The sequence below is a fragment of the Ignavibacteria bacterium genome (assembly GCA_013177855.1).
GTDB lineage: Bacteria > Bacteroidota > Ignavibacteria > Ch128b > Ch128b > Ch128b.
Window position 1 is genome coordinate 2,332,735 of the sequence record JABLYA010000001.1, and the last position, 16,090, is coordinate 2,348,824.

Genomic DNA, 16,090 nt, shown 5'->3' on the forward strand with positions numbered 1-16,090 from the left:
TAAAAAATTTCTTAGCAGAGAGTCGTCACTTATTTGTGACGATTCTCTTCTTATTTAATAACTTAGCTTTTGCTCAAGGCAATTCAATTTTTGTATCTGGAAGGATTCTAAATGCTGAAAATTCAGAGCCAATCGCTAATGCTGCAATTGAAATAGTTGATCAAAAAGTTTTCGCTACATCAAAAAATGATGGTACTTTTAGAATTGGTCCTATTCAATCAAATAATTTCAGAATTAAAATTACTCATGTCGCATTTCAGGAGAAGTTGATAGATTTTAAATCGTCTAAAGAAGATGAGATAAAACTTGTAGTTTATTTGTTCCCCAAAACTATCAATTTATCACCAATTGTAATACTTGATAAAAAGTCAACTGAGGTGATTGATGAATTACAACAATACAGCACAAAACTCTCAGGTAAAGAATTACATCAAAAGCTTGGTCAGACAATTGCATCAACACTAAAAAATGAAACTGGACTTGCTGTTCGTTCAATGGGACCAGCTCCATCAAGACCAGTTTTCAGAGGATTGGGCCAGGATCGAGTATTAATTACTGAAGATGGAATGAAATCAATAGATTTATCTGCCACTTCACCAGATCATGCAGTTACAGTTGAACCTTTCACATCTGAGCGTATTGAAGTTTTAAGAGGACCGAAAGTTTTAAGTCAAACTTCAACTACAATTGGTGGAATTGTAAATATCATTAAAGAAGAAATTCCCGAACAAATTCATAATCAGCCTCACTTTCTTTTGGGAAGTTATTTCGAATCCGTAAATGAAGGATTGCTTGGTGCGATTAAAAGCGAAGTCCCGCTGAAACCTTTTCAAATTAAATTTGAGGCTGCACAAAGAACGACATCTGACTTATCTACACCATTGGGAATTTTGAAAAACTCAGCTTCAAAAAATTTTTCGGGATCAGCAGGGATTAGTTATATAGAAGATTTTGGTTTTGTTGGCTCAGGTTTTAAAGTTTATAACCTTAACTATGGAATTCCTGGTGGCTTTATAGGTGCCCATCCTTTTGGTGTTAATATCGATATCAAAAAAAGAGAATTGGTATTTAAATCAAAAATTAACTTAAATGGTTTGAATGATGAAGTTTCAATCGATTTTAGAAATGATTATTACAGACATAGAGAATTTGAACATAGTGGATTAATTGGAAGTGAGTTTAGAATAATTACAAATTCAGGTAGAATAGTTTTTTCTCATTTGAATGGTGATGTACTAAAAGAACTTGAAACCGGATTTTCTTTTGAGCTGCGTGACTTTGACATAGGTGGTTATGTTTTCACTCCTCCAACTAAATCATATAATCTTTCATCGTTTATCTATTCTGATTTTCATTTAGGAAGATTTAATGTTGATGCTGCTTTGAGAATCAGTTACGATGTTGTTGACCCAAAGATCAAAAAGGTAAGCAAGAAAATTGGTGAAATTAAAAAGAGAGAATTTTATAATGTTGCGGCTTCTATTTCATTCATTTATAAGTTATCAGATATAGTTTTTATTGGTAGTAATTTCAGTCGTTCAACTCGGGTACCTACAATTGAAGAACTATTTTCTGAAGGACCACATCTTGCTGCATATTCTTACGAAGTTGGCAATCCTTACTTAAATTCTGAAAGAGGCTGGGGATTTGAATTTTTTGTTTACCATAAATTTGAAAAGTTAAATTTTAATCTTAATGCATTCTATAATTATCTGAATTCTTATATCATACCAAGAAATACTGGTTTAATAAACTATCAAACTTTTTTACCCATTTACGCAACAAGCGGGGTAAATGCAGCAATTTACGGCGTTGAAGGTTCAGTGAAATTAAATCTTGTGGATAGAATATTTTTACAATCATCTTTCAGCCAAACAATTGGTGAATTTAGAGATACCAGAAAACCACTTCCAAAAATTCCACCTGTGAAAGGATTAAATCAATTGTCGTATGAAACAGAAAAGCTTACCGCTGGTATCTCAAACGAATGGGCACTAAGTCAAAATAAAGTTGATGAATTTGAAGAACCGACTGCTGGATATTTTGTTACAAATTTATTTGTTCAAAAAATTTATCAGATAAATAAAATAGTTTTGAATTTAAGTGTAAATCTTGAAAATATCTTTAATCAGGATTATCGAAATCATCTTTCAAGAATAAAATCAATTTATCCTGAACCAGGGAGAAATTTGAGAATTATTTTGAAAATGTACTTATGAAAAATTGGGGGCAATCCAGTTTTTGAATAATATTATTCTTTCCCTTTCAGTTGAATTTCGGAAATCTTAAAAAATGTTTTTTGGATTCCAAAAAAATTTTGTCACAAAAGATATCTTGTCAAATAAACATTCACTTATTACTTGAAATATTCACAGTTCATTTGATTTGAAAATTTCAAACTATACAATGGTATTGAATAGAAACAATTAAAATTTTGTGATTCTATCGTTTAGAAAGAATTATCCTTATTGCAGAAAAAACTTTTCAAAATAATCCAGCCAAATAAAACTTAGCAATTTCTAACTTTCAAAATTAAAACAAGCTCTGAAGACAATTTCTTTTTCACTTCAAGCTTTATCTTTGATAAGTCAAATATCCGATGTTTTGAATCTTTATCTCTGGTAATTTAAGCTCAAAGTCAATTTTCGTTGCAAGGCTTGTTTCAAACTTAATTTTTTATCTCAAAGACTTGACAAATCCCATAAAAAGGTTTAGCTTTGCCATAAAAGTGGGGAATTGTGGATGAAAAGTCCAAAATTCTCCAAATTGAAATAAGCTTAGGATTTTTCAGATATGTTTAAGGGAACCCACGAAGAAAAATTAAAATCACCAATTCAGCGAGGAAAACTTGGCTGAGTTATCAAAAGGATTCACTGGAAGTTTTCGTTATTCTGTTGATGCAAAAAACAGAATAAGCATCCCAGCAAAATTGAGAAGGGAAATTTCCGTTGAGTCTGACAAAAGATTTATAATTCTATCTGACACAGATGACCGTTGTATCAAACTTTATCCTCAAAGTGTTTTCAAGAACATTATTGATGCAATAAGTAAAGCAAATCCATTTGATCCATTAAACGCTTATGCAAGAAGGAGACTGCTTTCAAGTGTTTATGAAGAAGAGATGGATGGTCAGTATAGAATAAAACTTCCAGCTGAGCTGCTCAAGAAAACAAACATTAATGGTGAATGTTTGGTTGTTGGTGTTGGTGATTACATCGAATTGTGGAATCCCGATGAGTTCCAGAAATATCTTGAAGAGTCAGCTAAGCAATTTCAAGGTGATTTTGGTGGACTACTTGCATCGGTGATGAATGCAAACAAATGAATTTCACAAGCCTGTTCTTTTAGATACTGTTCTGGATTTTTTGATAACTGACATTAATGGAATTTATTTTGATGGAACTTTAGGTGGCGGCGGTTATTCAGAAGCAATTTTGAATAAGTTGTCAAGGGAAGGGAGATTAATTGCAACAGATCTGGATGACGCCGCCATTAATTTTTGTAAAAAGAAATTTGAAAGTGAAAACAGGATTACAATTGTGAAAGAAAACTTCAAAAACATAAAACAGATTCTGGAAGATTTAAAAATCGAAAAGATTAATGGTGCTGTGTTGGATCTAGGAATTTCTTCTTATCAAATAGACACAGCTTCTGAAGGATTTTCTTATCGTTTCGAAACTGATTTTGATTTAAGATTTGATAAATCAAAAGGAACGCCTGCCTATGAAATTATCAACGACCTTGAGGCAAAAGAAATCGCTGACATTTTGAGAACTTATGGTGAAGAAAAATTTGCATTCAAAATTGCAAGAGAAATAGAAAACTACACGAAAAAAAAGAAAATAAGAACGACCAAAGAAATTGTTGAAATTGTTTCTAAGGTTACTCCGAGACATAAATTAAACGATACACTCTCACGCATCTTTCAAGCGTTTAGAATTTATGTTAATGATGAACTTGAAAACCTGAAAGAATTTTTGAATGATGTTGTTGAGCTTGTGAAATCGGGTGGAAGGATAGTAATAGTTTCTTATCATTCATTGGAAGATAGAATCGTAAAAGAGTTTTTCAACCAGAATTCCCAGGAGTGCTCCTGTCCGCCAGAATATGACAGGTGTATTTGTGGTAAAAAGCTGAGATTAAAGAAACTTACAAAAAAAATTATCACTCCATCCGATGAAGAAATAAAGTTAAATCCACGATCAAGAAGTGCAAAGCTAAGAGCAGCAGAGGTTTTATAATGAAGATTAATCAAGGTTGCATATTTGTATTTATATTTTTTGTTGCATTTTCAATCATTTTTTATGTCGCTGCTGTAGTTTCTATCAGGAACTATGCAAAAGAAATCGATAAGAAAAAAACTGAATTAGAGGTTTTACTAAATGAAAATAAAGAGCTAAGAACAATTTATGAATCTTTAATCGCAAGAGATCGAATTGTTTCCATTGCAAAAAATCAATTGGGTATGATAGAACTACGAGAGTCACCTGAGGAGTTAATCATAAGCAAAGAAAGAATTAAAAGTCTGGAGGAAAATTGATATTTAGGAGATTTATACTTCTAATAATTCTATTCTTTGCTGCCTTCGTTATTCTGGTTGCAAAACTTGCAGAGTTGCAGCTGCGACACAACGATTATTTTGTAGCTAAGACAATCGAATTAACGGAAAAAGTAGAAATCAAAAAACCACTGCGGGGTGAAATTTTTGATCGAAATAAAATCTTACTTGCTTCCTCTATTCAATTGTACAGAGTTTTTATTGATAAATCTATGATTGATGATTCGGAATATGATTCTGTTCTTAGTTATCTTACTTTGGTAACTAAGCAATCTAATCAAGACTACCTTCAAAAAATTAAGTCTTCAAAATCTAAAATTGTATATCTTGAAGATTCACTCTCATCTGAAGATTACCTAAAACTAAGAGATACTTTTTTAGTTAAAAAAATTTCCTGCTTTGGTTTCGAAGAATATCACAAAAGAATTTATCCAAAGGAGGGAATTGCAGCTCATATTCTTGGTTATGTCAGAAAAGATTCAGAAGGAGTTGATGGAGTTGAGAAAGCATACAATGAATATTTAAAAGGAAGTGAAGGCGAAGTTTATTACAGGAAAGATGCAAGTGGTAGAAATCAGGGCAGAATTAAAAATAAAGGTTTTGATCCAAAAGATGGTTACAATCTTCAACTCACTATTGATCTTGAAATTCAAAATATTTTAGAAGAAGAACTCGAGCGTGGAGTATCAGAATCAAAATCTCGATATGGTATCGGTATAATAATGAATCCAAATACAGGCGAGATAATCGCTCTTGCGAATAAACCTTCATTTAATCCATCTAGGTATTTTGAATATTCAGAAGAAATAAGAAAGAATAAAGCAATTACTGATGTTTATGATCCAGGTTCGACATTTAAGGCCGTTACACTTGCAACTGCGATTGAATTAAGTAAGGTAGATCTTGATAGACCAATCTTTGCAGAAAATGGAGTTTATCAAGTTCCAAATGGGAAAGTAATTCGTGACGATCACAAATTCAGTTACCTAACTCCCAAAGAAGCGTTTGTTTATTCAAGTAATATAATGATGGCTAAAATTTCGAAGTTGATTGGCGAAGAGAGTTATTACAATTATGTTTATAAATTTGGCTTTGGGAATTACACGGGAATTGATTTACCAGGTGAAGTTAGAGGGATTGTTGTCAAACCCAGGAAAAATGATTATAACCTTTTATGGATGGCTCATGGTTATTCAATATCTGTCACACCTATACAACTTATAACAATGTATGCGGCGATTGTGAATGGCGGAAATTTAGTCCGACCTTTTGTTGTGAAAAAAGTTTTTGATTCTCAGGGAAACATCATTGTTGAAAATAATCCAGTGATATTGAGAAAAGTTATTTCAGAAGAAACAAGCAGAATTATGCGTCAAATAATGGAACAGGTAGTGACTGATGGAACAGGTAAGAAAGCAAAACTCGAGTTGATCTCCTGTGGAGGCAAAACAGGGACAGCAAAAAAATTTATTCAAGGGATTGGCTATTCAACTAAGGATTATGTTTCTTCTTTTGTTGGTTTCTTCCCTGTTGAAAATCCCGATTATTTGATTTTTATAAAATTAGATTCACCAAAGAATGGATATTATGGCGGAGATGTTGCAGCTCCTGTTTTCAAAAGAATTGGAGATAGAATCTGGAATGCAAAACAAAATTTATTAAAGCAGATACCGGTTGTGACAGAAATAAAAAAAGTAAGCAAAGAGACAAAACAATTTCCGGATCTAACTGGAAAGTCTAGAGTGTCTGCAATTGAAATTGCAAAATCATTTGGAGCTAAAATAGAAATTGTAGGCAATGGTGATATTGTTCATAACCAGATTTATGATCAGACAAAGAATAAAATCACTCTGATCTTTGACCAGAATACAGATTATTCTCAATCAAAGTATAAAGTTCAGGTGCCGAATCTTATTGGACTATCAATTAGAGAAGCATCTACAAAATTGAAATCCACAGGAATTCGATTTACTGTTGAAGGGACAGGATATGTTGTCGATCAGAGTGTTCAGCCTGGAATGTACATAGATCAAAATACAAGTTTAAGACTAAGATGTCAGAGAGGAATTTAATGAAGTTAGAAAATTTAATTGAAGGATTACAGGTTATTCAATTAGCTGGTGAAGTTGAAAGAAAAGACATTGGATTGGTTTGTTATGACTCAAGAAAAGTAGTGAAAAATGCAATCTTTGTTGCAATCAAAGGATTTAATTTTGATGGTCATAATTTTATAATGGAAGCTATTGCAAAAGGGGCAACAGCTATAGTTCTTGAAGATGATTCTAAAATTTCAAACGATTATTTAATTCATCAAAATGTAACTAAGATTTTAGTTAAAGACTCCCGGAAGGCACTTGCACATCTTTCAAAAAATTTCTTTAAAGATCCATCAAGCAAAATTAAGGTTATTGGTGTAACTGGAACAAATGGTAAAACATCGGTCACCCATTTTATTAAATCAATTTTAGAAGCATCAGGAAAAAAGGTTGGCTTGATTGGAACTATTGCAAATTATATAGGCGACGAAATTATTCCTTCTGAAAAAACAACACCTGAATCATTCGAATTAAATCAATTACTTGATCAAATGGCAGTCGAAGGTTGTGAATTTTGTGTGATGGAAGTTTCGTCTCATTCTCTTGAACTTTCAAGAGTGTATGGAATTGATTTTAAAGCAGGTGTATTTACCAATCTAACTCAAGATCATCTCGATTTTCATCATACGATGGAAAATTATTTTCAAGCAAAAAAGAAATTATTTGATTCTTTGAGTGAAGATTCAATTGCCATATCAAATTTTGATGACAAATATGGTGAAAAGATTTTAGCAGATACAAAAGCAAAAATCATTTCTTATGGTTCAAGTGAAAGGTGTGATTATCGATATCGAAATGTTTCATTTTCATTTGAAGAAATTAGTTTCGAGCTCCTCACTAAAAATGAAAAAACAGTCATTAATTCGAATATAACTGGAACATTTAATGTTTATAATTTGCTTGCAGCGATAAGTGTTTGTATGGAATTGGGTGTTTCGATTGATGTTATTAAGTCAGCCGTTAAAGGATTAAAACAAGTTCCTGGAAGATTTGAGCTTGTTGGAAATTATCCTGTAAAAGTAATCGTAGATTATGCTCACACACCTGATGCACTTGAGAATGTTTTGAAAACAATCCGAGAACTATTGAAATCAAATAATTCGAATTCCAAAGTAATAACAGTTTTTGGTGCAGGTGGCGATCGAGATAAAACCAAAAGACCTAAAATGGGGAAAGTAGTTGAGACATTAAGCGATTTAGCAATTATCACAAGTGACAATCCAAGATTTGAAAATCCGCAACAAATCTTTGACGACATTTTATCTGGAATAGATAAGGTTGAAAAAGTTTTAGTAATTGAAGACCGAGAAGAAGCAATCCGTAAAGCAATTGAGATCGCAAATAATGGAGACATAGTCTTAGTTGCAGGTAAAGGTCACGAAACATATCAGGTTATCAAAGATCAAAAAGTTCCTTTTGATGATAGACTTGTTGCTAAAAAGTATTTAATGGAAAGATTTAGAAAATGAAGATTGCAATTTCTGACATAAAAAAATTAAATGGAGTTGAAATCTTAAATAAAAATTTATTCAAAAAGATTTCTGGAATTTCTATTGATTCAAGAAAACTAAAAGTTGGAGATTTATTCTTTGCAATTAAAGGTGAAAATTTTGATGGACACGATTTTGTAGATCAGGTAATTTCAAATGGTGCTTCAGCAGTAGTTATTGCTAAAAATTACTTTGAAAAATTTAAAGACAAAAATTATCCACTTGTGATTGTCGAAGATACAACAAAAGCACTTGGTGAGCTTGCAAGAATCTATCGCGATAAGTTCAATGTAAAAATAATTGGTTTGACTGGTTCAAACGGAAAAACAACCACCAAGGAAATGATCGCTGAAATTCTTTCAAAGAAATATAAAACATTAAAGACAGAAGGAAATCTAAATAATAACTTTGGAGTACCTTTAAATCTATTCCGACTTGAAAAATCCCATCAAGTTGCTGTCATCGAGTTAGGGATTAATCATTTTCATGAGATGAAAACTCTGTGTGAAATTGCCAATCCCGATTTTGGAATTATCACAAATATTGGAACTGCTCATATCGAGTTTCTTAAAAGTCGAGAGGGAATTGCTGAAGAAAAAGGTCGGCTTTTTGAATATTTAATTAAAAAGAATGGATTTGGATTTGTTAACTCAGATGAAGATTTAATTAAGAAAAAAGCGAAAGGATTGAAGAGGAAATTGACATTTGGATTTAATTCCCGTGCAGAGGTTCGTGGAAAAATTCTTTCCTTAAATAATCTTGCTCAACCGACATTAAAGATTTCTTATAGAAATAAAAGCGAAGTTATTAATCTGCCAACATTCGGAATTCATACTGCGCAAAACGCTCTTTGTGCAGCTGCAGTAGGATTAAAGTTTGGTGTCAGTCTGAAACAAATCAAATCAACACTTGAGAACTTTAAATCTTACGATAAAAGAATGCAGGTGATAGAAGTCGATGGATATACAATTATTAATGATGCTTACAATGCTAATCCTGACTCAATGCATATGGCAATTCAAACTATGAGTGTGATGAAAGGATATTTTCAAAAACTTGCAGTTTTAGGTGATATGCTTGAGCTTGGTGAATTCTCTGAGAAATATCATCGTGAGCTTGCTCATTATTTGAAAGAGAATGGAATTCAGAAAGTGTTCTTCTTTGGTGATTTAACAAAGATAAGTTTTGATGAAGCTCAGAAAATAAATCTGGATGCAAAACATTTTAATGATAAACAATCAATCGCTGATGAAATAAAAAAATCGATTCCGGAGGGAAGTCTGATACTTCTCAAAGGTTCAAGAAAAATGAAAATGGAAGAAGTCATTGAATTTTTGAAAGGTTAATTATGCTTTATTATCTATTTGAATTCTTAAAAAAGACTTATGACATACCAGGACTTGGAGCTTTCAAATATATCACGACAAGATCTGCCGCAGCCGCAGTTACATCACTGATTATTGCATTTTATTTTGGACCCAAAATCATTAATTGGTTAAAGAAAAATCAAATTGGAGAAGCTAAAAAGGTTGATGCTCCAAAAACTCATTGGAGCAAAGAAGGCACTCCAACTATGGGTGGGATTATCATAGTTTTAGCAATTGTCATCCCTGTAGTTTTATGGGCTGATATTTTAAGCGTTTATATCTGGATAATTTTAGGAGCAACACTATGGTTATTTGGTGTCGGTTTGCTTGATGATTATCTCAAAGTAGTTAAGAAGTATCGTAAAGGTTTGATTGAAAGATATAAATTGATTTTGCAATTCATAATTGGATTAGCTGTTGGTCTGGCAGTTTATTTTGCACCTGAGTTTGAGCAAGTTAGAACCGAAACCACACTTCCATTTTTCAAGAATTTAAATTTAGACTTTGCAGAATTTTACATTCCAGTTGTGATATTCATAATTATGGGCACAGCAAATGCGGTGAATTTAACCGATGGTCTTGATGGGCTCGCTGCAGGAACTGTGGCTATCTCAATGTTAACTCTTGCAATTTTCAGTTATGTTACAGGTAATGTTGTTTACAGTGATTATTTGAACATAATTTACCTCGCTGGCTCAGGTGAACTTACAATATTTTGTGCAGCTGCTGCTGGTGCGACTTTAGGATTCTTGTGGTTCAATTCTTATCCCGCTCAAGTTTTTATGGGAGATACTGGTTCGCTCGCATTGGGCGGTGCTCTTGGAACTCTTGCAGTTCTTGTCAAAAAGGAATTGCTCCTTCCAATACTTGGTGGAATTTTCTTTGCTGAAACTCTGTCAGTAATTATTCAAAGAAGTTATTTCAAATACACGAAAAGAAAATACGGTGAAGGCAGGAGAGTTTTTAAGATGGCTCCTCTTCATCATCATTTTGAATTGCTTGGCTGGCCTGAGCCTAAAATTGTTGTTCGCTTCTACATCATCGCAATAATCTTAGCAATTGTAAGTCTAACAACATTCAAGATTAGATGATGGAAAAAAATTTAATAAATAAAAGAATATCTGTGATTGGTGCTGCAAGGAGTGGAATTGCTGCGTCGCTTCTTGCTTCTCGAAAAGGTGCAAAGGTTTTTTTGAGTGACAGCGGTTCACCAAAAATTACTGATGAAATTTTGAATCAATTAAAATCTCTTAGTGTTGAATTTGAATTTAATGGTCATTCTGAAAGAGTTTTTAATTGTGATTTTATTATAACAAGTCCGGGTGTACCTGTTGATTCAGAAATTTTATTAAGCGCAAAGTCAAAAGGGATTCCAATTTATTCAGAACTTGAATTCGCAAGCTGGTTTGCAAAAGGAAAGATTATCGGTGTAACAGGAACAAATGGAAAAACAACAACCACTGCATTGATTTATCACATATTAAAAAATTCTGGTTTTAAAGCTTTGATTGGTGGAAATATCGGTGAGGCTTTTTCGAACATTGTTGAACAAAGTGATGATGAAACAATTTCGGTTCTCGAAATAAGCAGTTATCAGCTTGATTTAATTGATAGTTTTCATCCCAATGTTGCAATGATATTGAACATTACTCCCGACCATCTTGATCGTTATGAGAATGATTTTTCAAAATATATTTCGTCTAAGTTCAGAATAACAAAGAATCTTGGTGAAGATGATCTGTTTATTTATAACAAGGACGATGAAAACATTACCAGAAATTTACATAGAGGAAAATTTTTAACTCAGTCTTTCTCCGCTATTGATGTAAGTTTTGCAACTGCTTTTCTTTCAGATGGGAAAATTTTTGTTAGAGAAAAAGACAATATTGATTTGCCAGAAGCAGCTGCAGAAAGAATAATTTTTGTAATTGATGTTAACGAAATGCTGATAAAGGGGATTCACAATTACTACAATGCTATGGCTGCGATATTAGCCGCAAAATTCGTTGGTTGTGATTTGAAAAAAATCGCTGAAGCCTTGAAAACATTTCGAGGCGTTGAACACAGACTTGAAGTTGTAAGGGTTATAAACGGAGTTACTTACATTAATGATTCAAAAGCAACAAATGTTCAATCAACTTACTATGCATTAAAGAGTTTTGACGCAAACATAATTTTAATACTTGGCGGACGGGAAAAGGGTAATAATTACGACGAGATAAGAGAATTAGTTAAAGAGAGAGTAAAATTAATATTCGCATTTGGCGAATCAAGTGAAAAAATCAAAAATTATTTTGAGGGATTAAAACCAGTTAACGTTTGCACAACACTTGAAGAAGTCGTGACGGAAGTAAATAGAGTCGCAAGTCCAGGTGATATAGTTTTGTTCTCACCCGCATGTAAAAGCTTTGATCAATTTAATGATTTTGAACACAGAGGAAGAACATTTAAAGATCTGGTAAATAAATTATGAAGCTGATTAAATCAGAGGATTTGCAAAAAGTGCTTTATGCTCTTGTTTTATTTTTGATGATATTAAGTATGGGTGTAGTGTATTCTGCCAGTGCACGTTATTCTGAAATTCTTTCTGCAAAAAATGATGCCCATGATCTGGCTCTAAGACATGCTTCAAGAATTGTTTTTGCTCTAATTACAATGATGGTGGTTGCAAAAGTCCCATACAAAAAATGGAAAGATTATACTTTTTATTTTATGATAATTTCAGTTATTCTCTTGGTGGCTGTAATATTTTGGGGAACTGAGAAAAAAGGAGCAATTCGCGCACTTAATTTAAAATTATTTGAATTGCAGCCATCTTTTCTTGCATTACTTACGTTGATACTTCACTTTGCTAATCTTATCGAGAAAAAAGGTGAGAGAATTAGAGATTTCAAAACTGGATTTTTACCAATGATCTGCTGGATTGGTGCAATTGCATTTTTAATTTTTCTTCAACCAAATTTTTCACAGGGAATGGTCATAATCTTCGTTGGACTTAGTCTGATGTTTATAGGTGGAGCAAACTTGAAACATATTTTATTCACAATTTTGGGTGCTCTTCCATTCTTAACCGTATATGTCTTTTCGGCTGAATATAGATATCAAAGAATTATGACTTATATAGAAAGAATTTTTAATTCATCATTAACTGATCCTGATCCACAAGTACGTTATTCAATTTATGCAATTGGTTCTGGTGGACTTTTTGGAGTTGGAATGGGAAACAGCCGCTATAGAGAACTATTCATTCCTGAGGCGCATACTGATTTTATCTTCTCAATTTTTGCAGAAGAATTCGGCTTTATCGGTTCTATGATTTTGCTTACCGTTTATATGTTGATCTTCTTTATTGGAATCTTAATGATCAAAAGATTACAGGATAATTACACAAAGATGGTTACAGCTGGAATTATGATTTCTCTTCTTGTATATGTTTTTGCAAATACTCTTGTCGTAGTCGGTGTTTTGCCGACAACTGGATTGCCTTTACCTTTTATGAGTTTTGGTGGTTCTTCGCTGGTAATTTTCGCTATAGCGATGGGAATTGTATTAAACTTTGCATCGACATTGAGAAATGAACCGAAAACGAATTTTGAACCATTTACTTATCGACCTGAAATAAGATGAAAAACAAAATTTCAAAATATAAAATCTTGATTGCGGCTGGTGGAACCGGCGGTCATCTTTTTCCGGCCATTGCAATTGCTGAAGAAATAAAATCATTGATCCTGGACGCAGACATTTTGTTTGTCGGAACAAAGAAAAGAATGGAAAAAGAAATAATACCAAAGCTTGGATTTAAATTTTCAGGCACTTCGATTATTGGTTTGCCAAGAAAAGTGGGTTTTAGATTAATTGGTTTCATATTCAGTTTAATCATTGCATTTTTCGAAGCATTGGTCAGTGTGCTGAAATTTAAACCAAAAGTCGCATTAGGAACTGGGAGTTATATTTCTGTTCCGCCTTTACTTGCATCAAAAGTTTTTGGTGCAAAGATATTTTTAGTTGAGTCTAATAGTTTTCCCGGCGTTGCGACAAAGTTCCTGGCTCCAATTGCAAATGAAATTTATTTATCATTTGAGCAAAGCAAAAAATATTTTAAAGATACTTCGAAATTAGTTGTCACCGGTACTCCAGTCAGAAAAAAATTATTCGAACGCGATAGAAAGAAAGCAGCTGAATATTTCAACTTGTCTGAAAATTTAAAGACTATTGTCGTTATTGGCGGAAGTCTTGGTGCAAGAAGTATTAATGAAAAAATAAAAGAAATCTATCCTGAACTTTCCAGAAATTATCAATTAATATGGCAGACGGGAAAAAAGGATTTTGACATTTATAAAAATCTTGAAAAAAATGAACGGGTTGTTATTACTCCATTTATTGATCGAATGGATTATGCTTATTCAATTTGTGATCTCTTGATTTCGCGTTCGGGTGCATCAACTATTTCCGAAATTATTGCTCAGGGAATTCCAGCGATTTTGATTCCTTCGCCAAATGTGACTGAGAACCATCAATACTACAATGCTCTAGAACTGGTTGAAAGCAACGCAGCTGAACTTCACCTCGACAATGAGTCGTCTGAAAGTTTGTTAAAGAAAATTTTGTTTTTAATGGAAAATGAGACTCGTTTGCAGGAGCTTTCTAATAACGCTAAAGGTCTCTTTAAAATTGATGCATCAAAAGTAATAGCTGAAAGAATTTTAAAATATCTGAATGAGAAATGAACAGAAAAGTTTTTAAATACAATATGACTTTATATTATCAATCGCTTGCTGTGTATTTCTTTACTCTTGTGATTTACATTTTACTCAGGCTTCAGTTTACTGATTTTAGCTGGGAAAAGATTACTCACGACTCAATATTTTATCTCTTTGTTATAATTCTGCTTTATGTTCTGTTAACAATGATTTATTATCTGATAAAAAAGAAAGAGATAATACTCCAAGAGGATAAACTAATCATTTCGACAAAGTTCAAGAGAATTGAAATTCCGTTTGAGAAAATAGAATCAATAAAAATTAAAAGAGAGCATCGCTTTCATCTTTCAGGATTATTGAGATCAGTAAGAATTAAGATGAAAAATGGAATTAAAAAATCATTTGTAATTCGTCCGTTCGATTACGAAAACGACGAAGAATTATTAAGTGAGTTATTAAAAATTCGTGACTCAATTCAAAAATCTAAAGAGGTTGCAAATGCTTAGAAATTTTAGAAAAGTTCATATGATTGGAATTGGCGGAATTGGGATGAGCGGTATCGCAGAAGTTTTACTTGCGATGAATTTTAAAGTCTCCGGTTCAGACAGAAGTTTAAGTGAAATTACAGATCGACTTGTTTCACTCGGTGCTGAAATTTATGAAGGACATCGAGCAGAAAATTTGAAAGATGCTGACGTTGTTGTCTATTCATCTGCCGTAACGATGGATAATGTTGAAATTCAAGAAGCATTAAAAAGAAAAATTCCGGTTATTAAAAGATCTGAAATGCTTGCTGAATTAATGAGATTGAAATATGGAATTGGTATCGCTGGTACTCACGGAAAAACAACAACGACATCTATGGTTGGACTCGTGATGCTCGAAGCAGGATTTGATCCAACTGTCATAGTTGGCGGAAAATTAAGTGGACTTGGTGGAACTAATGCACGACTTGGCAAGGGTGAATTTATTGTTGTTGAAGCTGATGAATTCGATCGAAGCTTTTTGCAATTAACTCCAGTAATTGCTGCAATCACAACTCTTGAAAAAGAACATCTGGATATTTACAAAGATCTTGACGATATCAAAGCTGCATTTGTTGAATTCGCAAACAAAGTCCCATTCTATGGTTTTGTTGTTCTCTGTCTCGATGAGGAAGGTTTAAGAGAAATTCTTCCTCAGATAAATAGAAAAGTCATTACTTATGGGTTGAGTGCCCAGGCGGATATACGTGCTTATGATATTTCGTTTTTTGAGACTTATTCGAAATTCAAAGTAAGATATAAAGGGGAGACACTCGGTGAAATTGAATTAAATGTTCCAGGAATTCACAATGTAAAAAATTCTCTTGTTGCAGTAACAATTGCAAAGGAACTTGGAGTTGATTTTGAAACAATAAAATTGGCATTGAAAAAGTTTACTGGTGTTTATCGTCGATTTGAAATAAAAGCAGATATAAATAACATTTTAGTAATTGATGACTATGCCCATCATCCAACAGAAGTTGCTGCAACACTTTCAGCGATTCGAACTGGATGGGATAGAAGAGTAGTTGCTGTTTTTCAACCGCATCTTTACACAAGAACTCGAGATTTTTATCAAGACTTTGCTAAGGCTTTTCTTGATTCGGATGTTTTCATTTGTACAGATGTTTATCCTGCACGGGAAATTCCAATTCAGGGAATTAGTGGAAAACTCATAACCGATGCAGCAGAAAAGTTTGGTCATAAGAATGTGATTTATATTCCTGATAAAAAAGAAATTCCTGATCGCTTATTGCAAATTGTTGAACCTGGCGATGTTGTTGTAACAATGGGCGCAGGTGATATATGGAAATTTGGAGAAGAATTTATCAATAAACTGAAGAGTAACTCATAAT

General features: G+C 32.9%; 13 protein-coding genes. All 13 read left to right on the plus strand.

Translation table 11 applies throughout. The annotated features are described in order from the left end of the window. The first annotated feature begins 35 nt into the window (after positions 1–35). The 13 genes from HPY57_09780 (at position 36) to HPY57_09840 (ending at position 16,089) form a co-directional block, all read left to right on the plus strand. Positions 36–2,219 (plus strand): TonB-dependent receptor, encoded by a 2,184-nt coding sequence (locus HPY57_09780; protein ID NPV12067.1) that lies wholly within the window; start codon positions 36–38, stop codon positions 2,217–2,219. A 629-nt stretch (positions 2,220–2,848) separates the two neighbouring features. Further along, the gene (locus HPY57_09785) at positions 2,849–3,325 is read left to right on the plus strand and encodes a division/cell wall cluster transcriptional repressor MraZ (GenBank protein ID NPV12068.1); all 477 of its coding nucleotides are present in this window, start codon (positions 2,849–2,851) and stop codon (positions 3,323–3,325) included. Beyond that, positions 3,312–4,241 (plus strand): 16S rRNA (cytosine(1402)-N(4))-methyltransferase RsmH, encoded by a 930-nt coding sequence (gene rsmH / locus HPY57_09790; protein ID NPV12069.1) that lies wholly within the window; start codon positions 3,312–3,314, stop codon positions 4,239–4,241. Before HPY57_09785 ends, rsmH begins: the two co-directional genes overlap by 14 nt. Beyond that, positions 4,241–4,540, plus strand: coding sequence for a hypothetical protein (locus HPY57_09795; protein ID NPV12070.1), 300 nt, complete (start codon positions 4,241–4,243; stop codon positions 4,538–4,540). Before rsmH ends, HPY57_09795 begins: the two co-directional genes overlap by 1 nt. Next, on the plus strand, positions 4,537–6,630 hold the full coding sequence (locus HPY57_09800) for a PASTA domain-containing protein (protein ID NPV12071.1): 2,094 nt from the start codon (positions 4,537–4,539) through the stop codon (positions 6,628–6,630). The genes HPY57_09795 and HPY57_09800 overlap by 4 nt, the downstream gene beginning before the upstream one ends. Beyond that, positions 6,630–8,123, plus strand: a complete 1,494-nt coding sequence (locus HPY57_09805; GenBank protein ID NPV12072.1) for a UDP-N-acetylmuramoyl-L-alanyl-D-glutamate--2,6-diaminopimelate ligase — start codon at positions 6,630–6,632, stop codon at positions 8,121–8,123. The genes HPY57_09800 and HPY57_09805 overlap by 1 nt, the downstream gene beginning before the upstream one ends. Then, positions 8,120–9,490 carry a UDP-N-acetylmuramoyl-tripeptide--D-alanyl-D-alanine ligase gene (locus HPY57_09810; protein NPV12073.1) on the plus strand — a complete coding sequence of 457 codons (1,371 nt, stop codon included), beginning with the start codon at positions 8,120–8,122 and terminating at the stop codon, positions 9,488–9,490. Before HPY57_09805 ends, HPY57_09810 begins: the two co-directional genes overlap by 4 nt. Positions 9,491–9,492: 2 nt before the next feature. Beyond that, entirely contained in the window at positions 9,493–10,602 is a 1,110-nt protein-coding gene (locus HPY57_09815) for a phospho-N-acetylmuramoyl-pentapeptide-transferase (GenBank protein ID NPV12074.1), read from the plus strand. Beyond that, entirely contained in the window at positions 10,602–11,984 is a 1,383-nt protein-coding gene (gene murD / locus HPY57_09820; protein ID NPV12075.1) for a UDP-N-acetylmuramoyl-L-alanine--D-glutamate ligase, read from the plus strand. The genes HPY57_09815 and murD overlap by 1 nt, the downstream gene beginning before the upstream one ends. Next, entirely contained in the window at positions 11,981–13,138 is a 1,158-nt protein-coding gene (locus HPY57_09825) for a cell division protein FtsW (protein NPV12076.1), read from the plus strand. Before murD ends, HPY57_09825 begins: the two co-directional genes overlap by 4 nt. Further along, positions 13,135–14,238, plus strand: coding sequence for an undecaprenyldiphospho-muramoylpentapeptide beta-N-acetylglucosaminyltransferase (gene murG, locus HPY57_09830; GenBank protein NPV12077.1), 1,104 nt, complete (start codon positions 13,135–13,137; stop codon positions 14,236–14,238). Before HPY57_09825 ends, murG begins: the two co-directional genes overlap by 4 nt. Further along, positions 14,235–14,717 (plus strand): hypothetical protein, encoded by a 483-nt coding sequence (locus HPY57_09835; protein ID NPV12078.1) that lies wholly within the window; start codon positions 14,235–14,237, stop codon positions 14,715–14,717. Before murG ends, HPY57_09835 begins: the two co-directional genes overlap by 4 nt. Then, positions 14,710–16,089 carry a UDP-N-acetylmuramate--L-alanine ligase gene (locus HPY57_09840; GenBank protein NPV12079.1) on the plus strand — a complete coding sequence of 460 codons (1,380 nt, stop codon included), beginning with the start codon at positions 14,710–14,712 and terminating at the stop codon, positions 16,087–16,089. The genes HPY57_09835 and HPY57_09840 overlap by 8 nt, the downstream gene beginning before the upstream one ends. Position 16,090 lies beyond the last annotated feature (1 nt).

What these genes read in the sequence shown, in the direction of transcription:
- rsmH (NPV12069.1), top strand. Translation starts at nt 3,312, where the DNA reads ATGCAAACAAATGAATTTCACAAGCCTGTTCTTTTAGATACTGTTCTG.
- HPY57_09795 (NPV12070.1), top strand. Translation starts at nt 4,241, where the DNA reads ATGAAGATTAATCAAGGTTGCATATTTGTATTTATATTTTTTGTTGCA.
- HPY57_09805 (NPV12072.1), top strand. Translation starts at nt 6,630, where the DNA reads ATGAAGTTAGAAAATTTAATTGAAGGATTACAGGTTATTCAATTAGCT.
- HPY57_09810 (NPV12073.1), top strand. Translation starts at nt 8,120, where the DNA reads ATGAAGATTGCAATTTCTGACATAAAAAAATTAAATGGAGTTGAAATC.
- HPY57_09815 (NPV12074.1), top strand. Translation starts at nt 9,493, where the DNA reads ATGCTTTATTATCTATTTGAATTCTTAAAAAAGACTTATGACATACCA.
- murD (NPV12075.1), top strand. Translation starts at nt 10,602, where the DNA reads ATGGAAAAAAATTTAATAAATAAAAGAATATCTGTGATTGGTGCTGCA.
- HPY57_09825 (NPV12076.1), top strand. Translation starts at nt 11,981, where the DNA reads ATGAAGCTGATTAAATCAGAGGATTTGCAAAAAGTGCTTTATGCTCTT.
- murG (NPV12077.1), top strand. Translation starts at nt 13,135, where the DNA reads ATGAAAAACAAAATTTCAAAATATAAAATCTTGATTGCGGCTGGTGGA.
- HPY57_09835 (NPV12078.1), top strand. Translation starts at nt 14,235, where the DNA reads ATGAACAGAAAAGTTTTTAAATACAATATGACTTTATATTATCAATCG.
- HPY57_09840 (NPV12079.1), top strand. Translation starts at nt 14,710, where the DNA reads ATGCTTAGAAATTTTAGAAAAGTTCATATGATTGGAATTGGCGGAATT.